The 15,883-nt window shown below is 64.8% G+C and carries 11 protein-coding genes; 7 read left to right on the top strand and 4 right to left on the bottom strand.

Features of this window, described 5'->3' with window-relative positions; all coding sequences use genetic code 11:
• The first annotated feature begins 5 nt into the window (after positions 1-5).
• The 4 genes from ACKTTN_RS13545 (at position 6) to ACKTTN_RS13530 (ending at position 7,805) form a co-directional block, all read left to right on the top strand.
• Positions 6-2,735 carry a Z1 domain-containing protein gene (locus ACKTTN_RS13545; RefSeq protein ID WP_407910510.1) on the top strand — a complete coding sequence of 910 codons (2,730 nt, stop codon included), beginning with the start codon at positions 6-8 and terminating at the stop codon, positions 2,733-2,735.
• Positions 2,722-3,696, top strand: coding sequence for a PD-(D/E)XK motif protein (locus ACKTTN_RS13540; RefSeq protein ID WP_407910424.1), 975 nt, complete (start codon positions 2,722-2,724; stop codon positions 3,694-3,696). The genes ACKTTN_RS13545 and ACKTTN_RS13540 overlap by 14 nt, the downstream gene beginning before the upstream one ends.
• The gene (locus ACKTTN_RS13535) at positions 3,693-5,762 is read left to right on the top strand and encodes an AIPR family protein (RefSeq protein WP_407910423.1); all 2,070 of its coding nucleotides are present in this window, start codon (positions 3,693-3,695) and stop codon (positions 5,760-5,762) included. The genes ACKTTN_RS13540 and ACKTTN_RS13535 overlap by 4 nt, the downstream gene beginning before the upstream one ends.
• Before the next feature lie 639 nt (positions 5,763-6,401).
• Complete coding sequence (locus ACKTTN_RS13530) at positions 6,402-7,805, top strand: DNA cytosine methyltransferase (RefSeq protein WP_407910422.1); 1,404 nt, start codon at positions 6,402-6,404, stop codon at positions 7,803-7,805.
• Here ACKTTN_RS13530 and ACKTTN_RS13525 read toward each other — a convergent pair.
• Positions 7,783-8,250 carry a very short patch repair endonuclease gene (locus ACKTTN_RS13525; RefSeq protein ID WP_407910421.1) on the bottom strand — a complete coding sequence of 156 codons (468 nt, stop codon included), beginning with the start codon at positions 8,248-8,250 and terminating at the stop codon, positions 7,783-7,785. The two genes, ACKTTN_RS13530 and ACKTTN_RS13525, sit on opposite strands and share 23 nt — an antisense overlap.
• A gap of 306 nt (positions 8,251-8,556) precedes the next feature.
• On the opposite strand from ACKTTN_RS13525, the gene dbpA reads away from it, so the two are divergent.
• Positions 8,557-9,942, top strand: a complete 1,386-nt coding sequence (gene dbpA, locus ACKTTN_RS13520; RefSeq protein WP_407910420.1) for an ATP-dependent RNA helicase DbpA — start codon at positions 8,557-8,559, stop codon at positions 9,940-9,942.
• On the top strand, positions 9,939-10,397 hold the full coding sequence (locus ACKTTN_RS13515) for a YaiI/YqxD family protein (RefSeq protein WP_407910419.1): 459 nt from the start codon (positions 9,939-9,941) through the stop codon (positions 10,395-10,397). Before dbpA ends, ACKTTN_RS13515 begins: the two co-directional genes overlap by 4 nt.
• A gap of 54 nt (positions 10,398-10,451) precedes the next feature.
• On the opposite strand, the gene ACKTTN_RS13510 is transcribed toward ACKTTN_RS13515, so the two are convergent.
• The 3 genes from ACKTTN_RS13510 to ACKTTN_RS13500 form a co-directional block, all read right to left on the bottom strand.
• Positions 10,452-10,736, bottom strand: a complete 285-nt coding sequence (locus tag ACKTTN_RS13510; protein ID WP_407910418.1) for a hypothetical protein — start codon at positions 10,734-10,736, stop codon at positions 10,452-10,454.
• A gap of 83 nt (positions 10,737-10,819) precedes the next feature.
• Positions 10,820-11,224, bottom strand: coding sequence for a hypothetical protein (locus tag ACKTTN_RS13505; protein ID WP_407910417.1), 405 nt, complete (start codon positions 11,222-11,224; stop codon positions 10,820-10,822).
• A 162-nt stretch (positions 11,225-11,386) separates the two neighbouring features.
• Positions 11,387-13,816 carry a catalase gene (locus tag ACKTTN_RS13500; RefSeq protein WP_407910416.1) on the bottom strand — a complete coding sequence of 810 codons (2,430 nt, stop codon included), beginning with the start codon at positions 13,814-13,816 and terminating at the stop codon, positions 11,387-11,389.
• A gap of 128 nt (positions 13,817-13,944) precedes the next feature.
• On the opposite strand from ACKTTN_RS13500, the gene ACKTTN_RS13495 reads away from it, so the two are divergent.
• Positions 13,945-15,840, top strand: a complete 1,896-nt coding sequence (locus ACKTTN_RS13495; protein WP_407910415.1) for an MFS transporter — start codon at positions 13,945-13,947, stop codon at positions 15,838-15,840.
• Positions 15,841-15,883 lie beyond the last annotated feature (43 nt).

Here is a 15,883-nt window from a genome sequence, read left to right as displayed (position 1 = left end):
ACCCAATGCTCAGCAGCCTGGAAGGTATGACGTCGATGTATATGGCGTCGCAACCCGGGCCTCATACCGCCGAGTCGATCCGTCAGATTGTCGCGCAGCTTCGCGCTACGCCGATGTTTTCAGGGAAGATCGACGAAAACGAGGCCGAGGCACTCGCGCGACTGATCGAGGAAAAGCACGGCATCAGCATGGGGCTCGGTGCAGTTGTGGATGCGGAAGACTTCCGGCCGTGGCTGAGCGCGGCCCGCATTAACGGCGAGATGGGCGATTTTTACTGGAGCCGCTATCGCAGGCTGCTCAGCCTGAAAGGGTTGCCAAAGTCGGTAGTGGATGCCACGGATAACGTGACCGACCGCATTCTTGACCGTCTAGGCAATCCCGGGAACAACAGCCCGTGGAGCCGAAGGGGCATGGTCGTGGGCCACGTCCAGAGCGGAAAGACGGCAAATTACACCGGGCTCATCTGCAAAGCGGCCGATGCGGGCTACCGCCTCATCGTGGTGATCGCGGGGATCCACAACAACCTTCGGAATCAGACCCAGGCACGGATCGACGAGGGCTTTATCGGGCGCGACACTGGGCGGCTCGGACACGCCAACAAGGCGCAGAGGCAAAAAATCATCGGGGTCGGCACGTTTGACCAGCGGGAGTTCCCAGTTTCGCTTACCAATACGCTTCGCGACTTCAACAAGGCGACGGCAACCACGAACACGAGCCAGATCGGGCAGTACAACGTGCCGGTGGTTCTGGTGATCAAGAAGAACTCGAGCACCCTCAAGAACCTGCTCGAATGGCTGAAGGAGCACTCCGTCCACCAAGGCACGCAGATGGTCAGCCAGCCCATGCTCCTGATCGACGACGAGGCCGACAATGCGTCGATCAACACGGCGTATGCCCGGGATGAGGTCACGCGCATCAACGGTCAGATCCGCGAGTTGCTTTCGCTGTTCCATCGCAGCTGCTACGTCGGCTACACCGCGACGCCGTTCGCCAATATCTTCATCGACCCGGACACCGACGACGATGCGCTGAAGCAGGACCTGTTTCCCCGTCACTTCATTATCGGACTCGACGCACCTTCAAACTATTTCGGCGCGCAGACTGTATTTCTTGACGCCCAGGACCGTCACGTCCGGCTGATCGACGATAACGAAGACGATTTGCCGATGAAGCACAAGATCGATCATCCGGTCGACCGGCTGCCGGACAGTCTTGTTCGCGCTGTGCGCGCCTTCATCGTCGCGCGCGCCATCCGCAACGCACGCGGGCAGCGCTCGGCGCACGCTTCGATGTTGATTAACGCGTCACGTTTCACAGACGTGCAGGGGCGCCTGCGTGCACAGGTGTCGGACCTCGTCAGTCGCGTACGCGATGCCGTGGCCGTGGACGGGGCCAAAGGGGCTGGCGCGCTCCGTAATACTGAAATCAAGGCTCTCCACGCCGCGTGGCAGCAGGAATACTCAGACGCTGAGAAAGGCGACTGGCCGGCCGTACAGGCGCGCCTGTACGAGGTGCTGGCAGGGACCCGGGTAGTGGAGGTGAACGCGTCGAAACGTTCCGAGCCGCTTGATTACGATCAGAGCGGCGACTACGGCGTTACCGTCATCGCCGTCGGCGGCTTCTCACTGTCCCGAGGCCTGACGTTGGAAGGACTGACAGTCAGCTACTTTCTCCGAAACTCGGTGATGTACGACACGCTGATGCAGATGGGCCGCTGGTTCGGTTACAGGCGCGATTATCAGGATCTGTGCCGCGTCTGGATGCCAGCCGACGGCGTCGGCTGGTACACCCATATCCACGAGGCGACGGACGACCTGCAGGCGCAGCTCAAGCGGATGGAGCTGGCGAAGGCGACACCGGAGCAATTCGGCCTCGCGGTGCGAAGCCATCCCGAGTCGCTGATCGTGACCGCCCGAAACAAGATGGGCTCGGGCAAGTCACTACCCGTCAAAGTCGGACTCGCCGGGAAACTCGTTGAGACGACGAGGATCCCTGTCGACGTCGAACAGCTCGATCGGAACGTGAGAGCCGGAGAGGCGCTCGTTAAATCAATCGTGGCGAGCGGTATCGAGGCAGAGCACCCGACCCGTGGCACCCTTTACAAGAAGGCACCCGTTGAGCTGATACGTGATTTTCTGCGGAATTACCGCGCCGATTTGGCGGACCCGCTGACGGATCCCCGTCTTATGGGCGATTACATCGCCGCGCGTGCCGACAGCGAGCTGAAAGAGTGGGATGTGCTTCTTGCAAGCGCGCAGAAAGGTGAGGGGCTGCCACAAACACTCGCAGCGCACCGCATGAATTCGTATGTCCGGTCGGTTGGGGAAGAGGCTCTGCGGAACGGCATCCTCGCCATTAGCGGCACCAGCAGACGCGTCGGCTCTCCGGGTGACGAGAAGGTTGGCCTGAGCGCCTCGCAGATAGAGAGTGCCACCGACGCGTTCAAACAAGAGCGCGAGCGTGACGGCAAAGCCCTGCCGCAGACGCTTCCACCCCGGATCTTCTGCGAAGTCCGTGGGCGTAGGCCGCTTGCAATCCTGCGGTTCGTTACCCCGGTTGTAAAAGACGAGCAACTGAAGAGCAGGCTGCCGGACCCCGTACTCGCATGGAGCATCTGCTTCCCACCTTCAGACGTTGAAGGCGGCACGGTTGAGTACGTCGTCAACACCATTCGCTTGCGCGAGATGTTCGGGGAAGACGAAATGGAAGAGGAGGCCTTGGGTGATACCGAATGACACGCCTTGGTCGGGCTTGGAGGCCGGCAAGGTTGACACGCGCCGGGTCGATGCGTCGGCCACATGGGACTGGTTCTGGGCGGTCTTGCCGCGACATGACGTTGCACTTGTCCTCAAGCTCTCGGAGCTTCCGGATCCTGTCGCCGACTTGCCACGACTTCGAAACCTCGAAATCCGGTTCCAGACGCTTCCCGGTGGCCCGATTCTGTACATCCGACTCAAGGACCTTGCGCACCTAGAACTATTTGAAACTCTGTGCCGTGATGTGATGGCCGCGGGCGAGGTTGCGACAAGCGAGTGTGAAGCCCTCAATCGAGCGATCCGGCGTACCTTCCGCTGGCACTCGCTGCTGAAGGGAGCGCAGCCCGAAGCGTTGACGGAGGAAGCGCAAAAGGGCTTGGCGGGTGAGATCCACGTGCTGAAACTACTTATCGAGGCGTTCGGTGCGAAGGCCGCACTCGGTGCTTGGACGGGACCGTCAGGCGCGCCGAAGGATTTCGAGTTGACACAGGATTGCATCGAGGTCAAAGCACGACGCGGCGCCTCGCAGCCGTTCGTGAAGATTTCCAGCGAATACCAGCTCGCGGACGTGCCCGGCCGCCGGCTCTGGCTTGCGGTATTGGCTGTGGACCAGGTGCAGCCGCCGCATGGGCTGACGCTGACGGAACATGTCCGCGAGGTCACCACACTCCTCGAGCAAATCGAACCCTCGGCGCTCATGGACTGGGAGCTGCACCTCACGGAGGCAGGCTTCGACGGCGAGCACGACTACTCCGCTTGGCACTGGCTTGTGGGAGCCCCGGAGTTCCATGCCGTTACAGACGGCTTTCCGCGGGTCGTAGCTCCGCTTCCCCTTGGTGTCGCAAGCGTCACGTATGCCCTCTCGCTATCCGCCTGTGCGCCCTTCCGAACCTCCTGGGAAGCTGTGCGTCCCCATCTCTTCAGTCAGGAAAAGTCATGAGCGACCTGCACGCGTACCACCAGGACCTGATGGCAGATATCCGCCGGGAAGCGGATACGAGCGGCATCATGATGGTTGAGGCGTTCTTCGAGCGGATGACCGAGAGACTGACCGAAGCGGGCGAGCTCGAGGTCGCCGACCGGGCGTACTTCCAAGGCGGCGACGGAGCCCAGAAGCTGCGCATCGATGGCTACGCGGGCGATCCCCGCTCGAGCGAGGGCGTACTAGGCCTCATCGTCTGTGACTTCGTTGAAGGCGGCGAAGTTCAGTCGTTCGGCAAGGGCGACGTTCCGCCCATTCTCAATCCGCTGGTCCGATTTCTAAAGAAGGCCCGGACGGAAGAGTTCCGCGACTCCCTGAACGAGGTCAACCCCGCATTCCAGATTTCCGACCTGATCATCGGCACTTGGTCGCAGGTGACAAAAGTAAAGCTGATCCTGATCTCAAACCGGCATTACATCGGCCGCGATGACACTGTCCGGCTCGCCGAGCTGGGCGACGTGCCGGTCACTTGGTCCGTATGGGATCTTGCACGGTTCGAACGATTCGATCGCTCTGGGCAGGCACGCGAGGACATCGTGATTGATCTCGCGAACGAATTCGGGGCGGCTCTGCCGGCACTCAAGGCGTCCCAAGCCGGTGCCGGTCTGGACAGCTATCTCGTCATTGCCCCGGGTGAGCAGTTGGCGGCCATATACGACCGATGGGGCGCGCGCCTTCTGGAGGCTAATGTCCGTTCTTTCCTCCAAGCGCGGGCGAAAACGAACAAGGGAATCCAGAAAACAATCAAGGAAGAACCTGAGCTCTTCTTCCCGTACAACAACGGTCTTTCCGCAACCGCTGAAGGGGTGACGTGCGTTCGCACGAACGACGGTCTCGCCATATCCGCGATCAGCAACCTGCAGATCGTAAACGGCGCGCAGACCACGGGGTCGATCCACGCGGGGCTCAAAGGAGCAAAAGAGCAACTCTCCCGCGTTTTTGTCCAGATGAAGCTAACGGTCGTACCCAGCGAACGTTCCGAGACGATCGTGCCAAAGATCTCGGAATATGCGAACACACAGAACAAAGTAAACGCCGCCGACTTCTTTTCGAACCACCCGTTCCACATCCGGATGGAACAGTTCTCGCGCAGGGTCATCTTCGCCGCGCGTGAAGGCGTTCGCCATGACAGCAAGTGGTTCTACGAACGCTCCCGCGGCCAGTACATCAATGCGCGGAGCGGCCTCACGTCAGCGCAGCAGAAGAGGTTCGACCTAGAATTCCCCAAGGTACAACTGTTCAGCAAGACCGACCTTGCGAAGTTCGAGTTCTCGGCGACAGCTAGGCCGCATATCGTGTCGCGCGGAGCACAGAAGAACTTCGCCGAATTTGCGAGGGAAATTGGCGACGCATGGTCGAAGAGCGAAGGAAAATTCGACGAACTCTGGTTTCGGCGGCTTGTTTCAAAAGCGATCATCTTTCGGACACTCGAGGCCGAGGTTCCGAGGCAATCTTGGTACGAGGGCGGCTACCGCGCCAACATCGTGACCTACGCCATGGCTAAGGTGTTCCATGACGCGACGACCGAAAATGAAGTGCTTGACCTCGACACGATTGCAAGAAGGCAGAGCGTGTCCCCTCCTCTTCTACGCGCCCTGCTGCGCGCGGCGGCAGAAGCTCATGAGGTCATTACGCATCCGGCAGCAGGCATGCGGAACATGTCGGAATGGGCGAAGCAGCAGGCGTGCTGGAACGCATTGGCGGAACGCTACGTCGAGTACGGAGCCGAGTTCGACAGCTGCCTGACATTGAAAGAAGCTGCGAAAACAAGCGAACGCGACGAGCGCAAGAAGAAACGCGAAATTGACGGGATTACCGCCCAGTCAGAGGTCGTCAAGCGCGGTGCCGAATTTTGGCAGACCGTGATTTCCAAGGGATCTGAGGCACGCCAATTAACTGCGAAGGATCATCAGATTCTCACGGTGTGTGCGTCCGTGCCACGCCTGATCCCAAGTGAGTTGCAATGCAAGCATGCGATCGGCGTCCTCGAACGAATGGCGGAACAGGGCCTGACGTTTGACTGAGCCGCGACCCGCAACCGGGCTCATGAGGGGTTGCGCTAGACCAAAGCAGTCAAGGTGCGCCGCCCTTGGACGTCACGCTGGCGGCGACGGCCGTGGCGCACTGCCTCGGTCAATGCCTCGGGGTCCATGCCGCATCTTCGTCGCGAATGTCGAAGTAGGGCTGCGCTTCGTCATCCAATCGTTGACGATAGCGATGTGTGTGGTACCGGCCGAGATACTGTTGTCGACGATGTCGGCCGAGACGCTGTCAAGGGAATAGCCGATGCCCCGCATCGCCTCCAGCGGGCCGCGCTTGACCGAAGCACCTCTTCGGCCTCGTACCTCAAGGCACCGCTCCCCGGGTGCAGTGGCAACTGCGCTCCAACTCGAACGTAGAGCCTCCCCCGCAGCTATAGGAGCGGGCTCGGCCGATGCCATTCTCGGCGCCACAATGCGCCTCGCTTATTTTGACAACAGGCATGGCGCCTTGCCATCCTGGCGGCCTTGCTTGAAGGCCGCTCCGGCCCGGGACTTTCTGCTGTGCCTGCAATTTCCGTCGTAGACATCTTTGCCGGCGCCGGCGGATTGGGTGAGGGTTTCGCAGCATACCGGCCGCGAGGCGCGGCCCAAGGCCCGTTCCGCGTCACACTGTCCGCGGAAATGGACGCCAGCGCCGTGCGCACCCTGCGGACACGTGCGTTCTTTCACCAGTTTCCGCGTGGCGAAGCGCCGGAGAGCTATTACGCCTATGCCGCGGGCAAAGGCGATTTCCCTTGGACGGACGCCACTAAACTCCAGTGGGACGCCGCGCAACGCGAAGTCATTCAGGTCGAGCTGGGGAACAAGCGCGACGATGCGCTTCTTGATGCCCGAATTGCTGACGTTGCGGAGCAGGCCAAGCAGAACGGCACGCCTTGGGTCTTGGTCGGCGGGCCGCCGTGCCAAGCGTTTTCGCTGGCAGGCCGAGCCCGGAACCTTGGCAACGAAGGCTATATCCCTGAGCACGACGAGCGGCATTTCCTCTACCGCCATTACTTGCGACTGCTCTCCCGCTATCGCCCAGCGGCGTTCGTGCTGGAAAACGTGCGCGGCATGCTGTCCTCCCGCATCTGGGGCGAGCTGTTGTTCGACGACATCTTCCGCCAGCTACAGCGTCCGGGTGGGCCCAAAGGGCCGCGCTATCGCATCGAGCCGCTTGTGGTGCCCGAGGTGCCCGGGCTGGTCTGGGAGGCAAGCGACTTCTTAGTGTTCGGCGAGGCGCTTGGCCTGCCCCAGACGCGACACCGGGTCATTCTCATCGGTGTCCTGGACCCGGAGTTCCCGCGCATCAAGCCGCTCACCCCGTCGGACGCGTCCGCAACGGTCGCCGACATGATTGGCGGGCTGCCGCCCTTGCGCAGTTCGCTCACCGACGCAACGCCCCGGGACTGGCCGACCTTTGCCTCGAAACTGCTGGCCAAGACGGCCAAGGCCGCCGCCAAGACCGATGCGGCTACCAGTGAGTTGCTGGCGGACTTGGCTGAGCGCGCAGTGTCCTCTCCAGACGCAGGCACCGGCGGCCGCTGGGTGCCGGGCAAGCCTTCCACGCCCCTTCCCGCTCACTTGAAGCCCCTGATGCACGACCCGCGCCTGAAAGGTGTGCTGCAGCACTTCACCCGCGGGCAGATGCAGTCGGACCTCATGCGCTATGGCTTCGCGGCAGCCTATGCAAGCAAGCATGGTCGCTCGCCACGTGGTGCGGCCGAATTCCCGGTTGCGCTCCACCCCAACCACGAGAGCTGGAAGAAGAGCAGCCACTTCGTCGATCGCTTCAAGGTGCAGCGAGCGGAGGCGCCCTCCTCAACCATTACCAGCCATCTGGCGAAAGACGGGCACTACTTCATCCATCCCGACCCTGCCCAGCTGCGTAGCCTGAGCGTGCGCGAAGCTGCACGGTTGCAGACCTTCCCGGACAACTACTTGTTCGAAGGGCCGGCGGTAAGCCAGCGCAAACAAGTGGGCAATGCCGTCCCGCCCTATTTGGCTCAGCAGATCGCGTCGGTCATTCACGAGGCTCTTGCGTAGCCGCGCCTTCCGCAAACTCGGCTTTTGGCTCATCACTGCGGATGAAAGCCTCCAGCGCTGCAAGCGTTTGATCAGGATGTGCCCGCAATGAACATTCCCACACCACCGCTACGCGCCATCCTGCATCGAGCAGCTGGGCTTCCGCACGAGCGTCACGCGCGGCATTGTGCTCAATCTTGGCCGACCACCATTCTGCGCGTGTCTTGGGCAGCCGGAAGTAGCGGCAGCCCCTATGGCCATGCCAGAAGCAACCGTGGACCGGTACCACAGTCTTCCACTTGGGCAGGACTACGTCAGGCCGCCCTGGCAGATCTTTCGCGAAGAGCCGAAAACGGAAGCCAGCCCGGTGCAGGTAGCGGCGCACCAGCAGTTCCGGCTTGGTGTTGGCGCCCCGGATGCGAGACATCATTCGCGAACGCGTCTCAGGGCTGATCTTCTCGGCCATGACCAACAGCTTGGATGAGCAGATGTAATCTCAGTGTTCTGATTGCGGGTGCTGCGCGGCACTCGCGATGCTGTGGTCGTCCCACGAGAGACACCTCACGTAATCGGGCCGCATGCGTGGCGCTTTTTTTGTCAACGTTGAGGTGTAACCCGCCGCCGCTGTCGCGCGGAGCGCGTCGACTGCCGCTCGCCGCGGCACGCATGCCGCGCCCGGCGCTACTGCTGCCGCTCGCGCCCACAGCCGCCTGTGCCGCAGGTGCCGACGCCCGCCGGCCGGGCCCGCTGACCCCGCCCCGTATCATGTGGCATGACCGACGCCGTTGAATTCTCCGACCTCCCCCTCGACCCCAGCCTCTTCGCCGGCCTCGACGCCCTCGGCCACGTGCAGATGACGCCCGTGCAGGCGCAGAGCCTGCCGGCGCTGATCGAGGGGCGCGACGTGATCGCGCAGGCGCCGACGGGCAGCGGCAAGACGGTCGCGTTCGGGCTGGGGCTGCTGCACCGCATCGACGCCTCGCGCATCGCGGTGCAGGCGCTGGTGCTCTGCCCCACGCGCGAGCTGGCCGACCAGGTGGCGCGGCAGCTGCGCAAGCTCGCCACAGGCGTGCCCAACCTCAAGCTGCTCACGCTCACCGGCGGCGTGGCGCTGGCGCCGCAGCTGGCGTCGCTGGATCAGCACGCGCCGCACGTGATCGTCGGCACGCCCGGCCGCGTGCAGGAGTTGCTGCGCAAGAAGGCGCTGAAGCTGCGCGATGTCAGCGTGCTGGTGCTAGACGAGGCGGACCGCATGCTCGACATGGGCTTCGAAGAGCAGATTCGCGAGATCGTGAAGGCCACGCCACGCACGCGGCAGACGCTGCTGTTCTCGGCGACGTTTCCCGATGCGATCCGCGAGGTGGCGCAGGCGACCATGCGCGAGCCGGTGGAAGTGCACGTGCAGGGCGAGGCCGATGCACCGGCGATCGATCAACGCTTCGTCGAAGTGGGACCCGCACAGAAGGTCGCTGCACTGGCCGGCGCATTGCTCGCGCAGCCCGACGGCCGCGCCGTGGTGTTCTGCAACATGCGGCGCGATGCGGATGAAGTGGCGTCGTCGCTGGCGCACCTGGGCTTCGACGCGCTCGCGTTGCACGGCGACATCGAACAGCGCGACCGCGAGGAAGTGCTCGTGCGCTTCGCCAACGGCAGTTGCGACGTGCTGGTGGCCAGCGATGTCGCCGCGCGCGGGCTGGACATCGACGATCTCGGGCTGGTGGTGAACTTTGATGTGCCGAGCGATCCGGACACCTACACGCATCGCATCGGTCGTACCGGGCGTGCGGGGCGTGGCGGCGTCGCGCTCACGTTGTGCACCGGGCGCGAGCGTTCGCGGCTGGCCGCTATTGAAACCGCACTCGGCATTGATGCCGTGCTGCGCAAACCGTCGCTCGCGCCGCTGCGTGGTGGCACCGGCCGGCGCGCGGGAATGAACACGCTACGCATCGACGGCGGCCGCACCGACAAGCTGCGGCCGGGCGACATCGTCGGTGCGTTGACCGGCGACGCCGGCCTGCCCGGCGATGCGATCGGCAAGATCGATGTGTTCCCGACGCGCAGCTACGTGGCGGTGAAGCGCGAGCACGCCGCGCGCGCGCTGTCGCGCCTGCAGGAAGGCCGCATCAAGGCACGCCGCTTCCGCGTGCGCCGCATGTGAGCGACGCAGCGCGCATCTGGGTGGACGCGGACGCGTGTCCGGGCCCGATCCGCGACATCCTGGTACGTGCGGCGAATCGCGCGCAGGTGCACGTGGTGTTCGTCGCGAATCAATGGATCAGGCTGCCGACGTCGCCATGGCTGCGCGCGATCCAGGTGCCGCAGGGGCCGGACGTGGCCGATACCGAGATCGCATCGCAGGTACGTGCCGGCGATCTGGTGGTGACGCAGGACATTCCGCTGGCGGCGCGCGTGATCGAGGCCGGCGCCACCGCGATCAATCCGCGTGGCGAGGCGTACACGAAGGACACGATCGCCGAGCGGCTGTCGATGCGGAACTTCATGGACGAGTTGCGCGGTGCCGGGCTGCAGACCGGTGGGCCGGCGCCGTTCCATGCGCGCGACCGGCAGGCGTTCGCGGCGGGCATTGATCGCTGGTTGGCGCGACGTCGCTGATGACGCGCGGCGCGGTGGTGGGTCGACGCCGACCGTGATGGTGCGGCTACCCCGTCAGGGCACCAGCGCGCCGGCGAGCTCCGCGCTTCCGGCCATCAGCAAACCGATCACCGGCAGGCAGACGAGCATCGCGCGCGGCGTGCGCATGGGCGACACGCCGGCCTGCGCCAGCAAGGCACCGATGAACACACCGGGGAACAGCTGAAGTGCGATCGCCATGCCGCTGCCGACCGCGAGGCTGAGCAGCGCGGTCATGCCGCTGATCGCGGCGGCGGTCACCAGCGGCGACAGGGCGTCGGTGGGGGCGATGGGGCGGAGTTCGGCGTCGAGAAAGCGCATGGGGAGCATGGATACCCGTCGGCCGGTGTAAGGAGTGTTACGCCCGGCCGCTGCGGGCGGCCGGGCGCGTCGATCGGGCTGCCCTACGGAACGCGCGCGCTATCGAGCGTGCCGGCGGCTACCGCCTGCGGCACGCGCCTGAACAGGTTCACCGCGAACAGGATCAGCGCCAGCAGAACCAGCAGCGAACCCGGACCCACGACCGGGCCTGCCCACGCGCGGCCGGCGATCGAACCGTAGATGCCGATCGGCAGCAGCACCGCGCCCAACGTGTGGGTGACGTAGTGCGCGGTGACCATGCGGCCGGCGAGGTCCGGCCGCGCGTTGTAGAACAGGCCGGCCACCATCATCAGCACGCCGCCGACGAGGTTGAGGTGGGCGTGCACCGGCGCGTAGGTGAAGTCTTCGCGCATGCCCATGACCATGCCCATCACGACGCCGCCCAGCAGGAGCAGGATGCCGGTGCGCAGGAATAGCGTGCCCTTCATGGAAGTCCCCTGGATGCGCGGATCGCGCGCCGGGGATCATCCGATGGCGACGACAGCGGCGGATGCCGTCCATCGGCACGCGGGATGCGACGCGCGCCCGCGGGTCACGGTGAGCGCGTCGTTCGCCGGGTTCGCGTCGGCAGTTCAACGCGAACGTGGCGCTTACACCCGCGGCGGGTCGGTCTCGCGATCCCAGTGGCGATGCATGGCCACGGCCTGCACGAACGCCTCGAGCGCATCGTCGACGTCGCCGCTGTCCATCAGCAACAGGCCCGGGTCGGGCGTGCCGTCGGGCAGGTCGGTCGGCAGGCCGGCGGCGTCGATCAGCCGGCGCGAATCGCCGAGCGCGAGGATGGTCTTGCAGTGGCGGTACTGGTCCTTCAGGCCGGCGAGCGCGTGGCCGTTGGCGAGCAGCGTGTCGACCGCCGTCGCGCCGTCCGGCAGCACGATCGCATCGAACAGGAACGCGGGTTCGTTCTCGAGCGAGGCGTCGGCATCCAGCGCTACGCCGTCGGACGTGCGCACCGGTCCGATGCGGGGCGCGACCAGACGCGGCACCGCGCCTTCGTCGAGCAGGCCGGCCTGCAGCGCACTGATCGTCGCGCCGTCCACGCCGTCCGCCACCACCAGCGCGATCTGTCGCGTGCGGATGCTGCCGTCGCCCGGGCGCGCGAGCAGCGACAACGCATCGGACGACGCGACTTCCGGCTTCGGCGGCTTGGCGAGCACGCGTGGCATCGGCGCCGGCACGTCCATGCCGAGACCTTCCGCGACGCCTTCTGCTAGCGCGTCCGAAACATTCGCCAGCATCGACACCACGCGCTCGCGGATCGCGGGCACGCCGACCTTGGACAGCTCGAAACGGAACGCCGCGATGATGTGCGCCTGTTCGACCGGCGTCTGGCTGTCGAAGAACAGCCGCGCCTGGTTGAAGTGTTCCGCGAACTTCTCCGGCTTGCCGCGCACTTCGTTGGCTTCGATCGGTTCGGGGAATGCGACGAAGCCCGCCGCACCCGCCTGGAACGGGCAACCGCCGCCAAGGCTGTTGGGTTCGTACGACACGCGCCCGCGATGGATGGCCTGGCGATGCATGCCGTCGCGCTGGTTGTTGTGCACCGGCGCGATCGGCGAATTGATCGGGATCTCGTGGAAGTTCGGCCCGCCGAGTCGCGTGATCTGCGTATCGACATACGAATGGATGCGGCCGGCCAGCAGCGGATCGTTGCTGAAGTCGATACCGGGCACGACGTGCGCCGTGCAGAACGCGACCTGTTCGGTCTCGGCGAAGAAGTTGTCCGGATTGCGATCGAGCACGAGGCGACCGACCGGTTGCACGGGAACGAGTTCCTCGGGAATGAGCTTGGTGGCGTCGAGCACGTCGAAGCTGAATTCCTCCGCCTGCGCTTCGGTGAACACCTGCAGGCCGAGCTCGTATTCCGGGTATTGCCCGGCTTCGATCGCTTCCCACAGATCCCGACGGTGGAAGTCGGGATCGGCGCCCGAAATCTTGACGGCCTCGTCCCATACCAGCGAATGCGTGCCGAGTACAGGCGTCCAGTGGAACTTCACGAACACCGCGCGTCCCTTCGCATTGACCATGCGGAAGGTGTGCACGCCGAAGCCCTGCATGGTGCGATAGCTGCGCGGAATCGCGCGGTCGCTCATCGCCCACATCAGCATGTGCGTGGATTCGGGCATCAGCGACACGAAATCCCAGAACGTGTCGTGTGCGCTCGCGGCCTGTGGCATCGCGTGGTGCGGCTCGGGCTTCACCGCGTGCACGAGGTCGGGGAACTTCATCGCGTCCTGGATGAAGAATACCGGGATATTGTTGCCGACGAGATCCCAGTTGCCCTGCTCGGTATAGAACTTCACCGCGAAACCGCGAACGTCGCGCGCGGTGTCCTTGCTGCCGCGTTCGCCGGCGACGGTGGAGAAGCGCACGAACACCGGCGTGCGCTTGCCCTTGCCCTGGAACGGCGCGGCCATGGTGAGATCGGTAAGCGGCTCGTAGCACTCGAAGAAACCGTGCGCGCCGGAGCCACGCGCGTGCACGATGCGCTCGGGAATGCGCTCGTGGTCGAAGTGGGTGATCTTCTCGCGGAGGATGAAATCCTTCAGCAGCGACGGCCCGCGCACGCCGGCCTTCAGCGAACTCTGGTTGTCCGAAACCGGCACGCCCTGATTGGTGGTGAGCACCTGGCCGGACGAATCGACGCGCACGCGATCGAGCGGATCGACCGTCGGGTTCTCACCCAGTCCCGCCGGTGCGCCGACCTTGTCGTTGACGTTCAGTTCGCTGAGCGTGCTGCCGCCCACCGCGGGATCGATGTCGACGTGCGCGCCCTCCGGCGCGTCCGGCATCGCGCCGCGCTTGGCGAATTCCGCGGGCTTGGTGGCGTTCGTCGGCATTGCCGCAGCGGCCTTCTGCGTCTGCGCCATTTTTTCCGCGAGCGCGTCGCCGGTGCCGCTGGGCGTGCCCTTCGCGCTCCCGCTGTCGGTCTTGCGCGACGCGGCCTTGCCGCCGGTGGCGGCGGCCTTGCCGGAGGCGGTGCGGGTCGGCTTGCGGCCGGCGGTCTTCTTAGTCGCCATCGTGAACTCCTGTGTCGGCAAGACGCCGCGGATGCGCACGCTAGGCGCTGGGGCGTGATGGCAACGCGCGCGGCCGCATGCCGCAGCCGCTCTGCTAGGCTCCCGGCGTCCCGGGGAGACCACGTCGCATGGCGCCTGACGTCAAACAGCATTCGCAGTTCGAGCTTCTCGGCCAGCGACGGTTCGCACCGTTCTTCGCGACGCAGGCGATCGGCGCGTTCAACGACAACGTGTACCGCCAGGCGATCATCGGGCTGCTCGCGTTCCTCGCAGTCGGCACGGCGCAGACCACGCTGTACGCCAACCTCGCGCCGGCGATCTTCATCGTCCCGTTCTTCCTGTTCTCCGCACTCGCGGGGCAGATCGCGGAGAAGTACGAGAAGTCGCGACTGATCCGGGCGGTCAACCTGTTCGGCATCGCGGTGATGGCGGTAGCGGCGACCGGCTTCGCGCTCAAGAGCCTGCCGGTGCTGATGGCCGCGCTGTTCCTCACCGGCGTGCACGCCACGCTGTTCGGGCCGGTGAAGTATTCGATCCTGCCCGCGGTGCTCGAACCGCAGGAGCTCACCGGCGGCAATGGCCTTGTGGAGATGGGCACGTCGGTGGCGATCCTGCTCGGCATGCTCGCAGGTGGCGGCATCTTCGCGATGGGCCATGCGCAAGCACCGATGATCGCGGCCGGTGCGGTGTTGCTGCTCGCGGCGCTCGGCTACGTGACGAGCCGTTCGATTCCGCGTTCCGACGCCAACGCGCCGGACCTGCGCATCAGCTTCAATCCGTTCCCCGAATCGCTGCGCATCATCCGCATGGCGCGCAAGCAGCTCGCGGTGCGCAACTCCATCCTCGGCGTGTCGTGGTTCTGGTTCGTCGGTACGATGCTCACGTCGCAATTGCCGGCGTATGCGGACGTGAACCTCGGCAACGGCGCGCTGTACCTGTTCGCGCTCGCTTTGTTCTCGGTCGGCACCGGCGTGGGTTCGGTGCTGTGCGAAAAACTGTCGGCGCGCACGGTCGAAATCGGACTCGTGCCGGTGGGTGCGTTCGGCATCACGGCCTTCCTGCTCGATCTTTATTTCGCGCGCACCGGTGCGCCGCCCGTTGCCGGCTTGGGCTTGCGCGAGTTCCTCGCCGCGCCGGGCGGCGTGCGCATTGCGATCGCACTGGCCGGCGTCGGTCTGTCGGCCGGCATCTTCGTGGTGCCGCTGTTCGCACTGATCCAGAGCCGCACGCCGAAGGCCGAGCTGTCGCGCGTGATCGCGGCGATGAACATCCAGAACTCGGTGTTCATTGTGATTGCCGCGTTGAGCGCGATCGCGCTGCAGCGCTGGCTGGCCTGGACGATCCCGCAGCTGTTCCTCGCGCTCGCCATTGCGAATGCGCTGGTGATGATCTGGATCCTCACGATCGTTCCGGAATTCGCGATGCGCTTCCTCAGCTGGGTGCTGGTGCGCTCGCTGTACCGCTTGCGCGCAACCGGCATCGAGCGCATTCCCGATGAAGGCGCGGCGCTGATCGTCTGCAACCACGTGAGTTTCATGGACGCGCTGATCCTGGCCGGCAGCATTCCGAGGCCGGTGCGCTTCGTCATGTACTACCGCATCTTCAACGCGCCACTGCTGCGCTGGATCTTTCGCACCGCGAAGGCGATTCCAATCGCTGGCGCGCGCGAGGATCCCGCGTTGATGCAGAAGGCCTTCGACGAGATCGATGCCGCGCTTGCCGAGGGCGAGCTGGTCGGCATCTTTCCCGAAGGTGGGTTGACCAAGGATGGCGAGATCGCCGCGTTCAAGTCGGGCGTCGAGAAGATCCTCGAACGCCGGCCGGTGCCGGTGGTGCCGATGGCGCTGCGTGGCATGTGGTCGAGCATGTGGAGCCGTCGGGATGATCGCCTAGGCCGCGCACGCCTGCCGCGCCGTTTCCGCGCGCATGTGGATGTCGTCGCCGATGCACCGGTCGACGGCGCCGTGGCGACGGCCGATTCGCTCGAAGCGCGTGTCCGCATGCTTCGCGGCAGCGCGGCCTGATCGGCCCGCCTGCTAGCATCGACCTCGATATCGCAGTTCCGAC

It is taken from the genome of Lysobacter claricitrinus (assembly GCF_045866565.1).
Classification (GTDB): Bacteria; Pseudomonadota; Gammaproteobacteria; order Xanthomonadales; family Xanthomonadaceae; genus Cognatilysobacter; species Cognatilysobacter claricitrinus.
This window is presented reverse-complemented; position numbering and strand designations above follow the sequence as displayed.

Excerpts from the sequence above, each read along its gene's own strand:
- ACKTTN_RS13545 (WP_407910510.1), top strand. The coding sequence starts at position 6 with ATGCTCAGCAGCCTGGAAGGTATGACGTCGATGTATATGGCGTCGCAA.
- ACKTTN_RS13530 (WP_407910422.1), top strand. The coding sequence starts at position 6,402 with ATGGACGCCAGCGCCGTGCGCACCCTGCGGACACGTGCGTTCTTTCAC.
- ACKTTN_RS13505 (WP_407910417.1), bottom strand. The coding sequence starts at position 11,224 with ATGAAGGGCACGCTATTCCTGCGCACCGGCATCCTGCTCCTGCTGGGC.
- ACKTTN_RS13525 (WP_407910421.1), bottom strand. The coding sequence starts at position 8,250 with ATGGCCGAGAAGATCAGCCCTGAGACGCGTTCGCGAATGATGTCTCGC.
- ACKTTN_RS13495 (WP_407910415.1), top strand. The coding sequence starts at position 13,945 with ATGGCGCCTGACGTCAAACAGCATTCGCAGTTCGAGCTTCTCGGCCAG.
- ACKTTN_RS13500 (WP_407910416.1), bottom strand. The coding sequence starts at position 13,816 with ATGGCGACTAAGAAGACCGCCGGCCGCAAGCCGACCCGCACCGCCTCC.
- ACKTTN_RS13510 (WP_407910418.1), bottom strand. The coding sequence starts at position 10,736 with ATGCGCTTTCTCGACGCCGAACTCCGCCCCATCGCCCCCACCGACGCC.
- dbpA (WP_407910420.1), top strand. The coding sequence starts at position 8,557 with ATGACCGACGCCGTTGAATTCTCCGACCTCCCCCTCGACCCCAGCCTC.
- ACKTTN_RS13535 (WP_407910423.1), top strand. The coding sequence starts at position 3,693 with ATGAGCGACCTGCACGCGTACCACCAGGACCTGATGGCAGATATCCGC.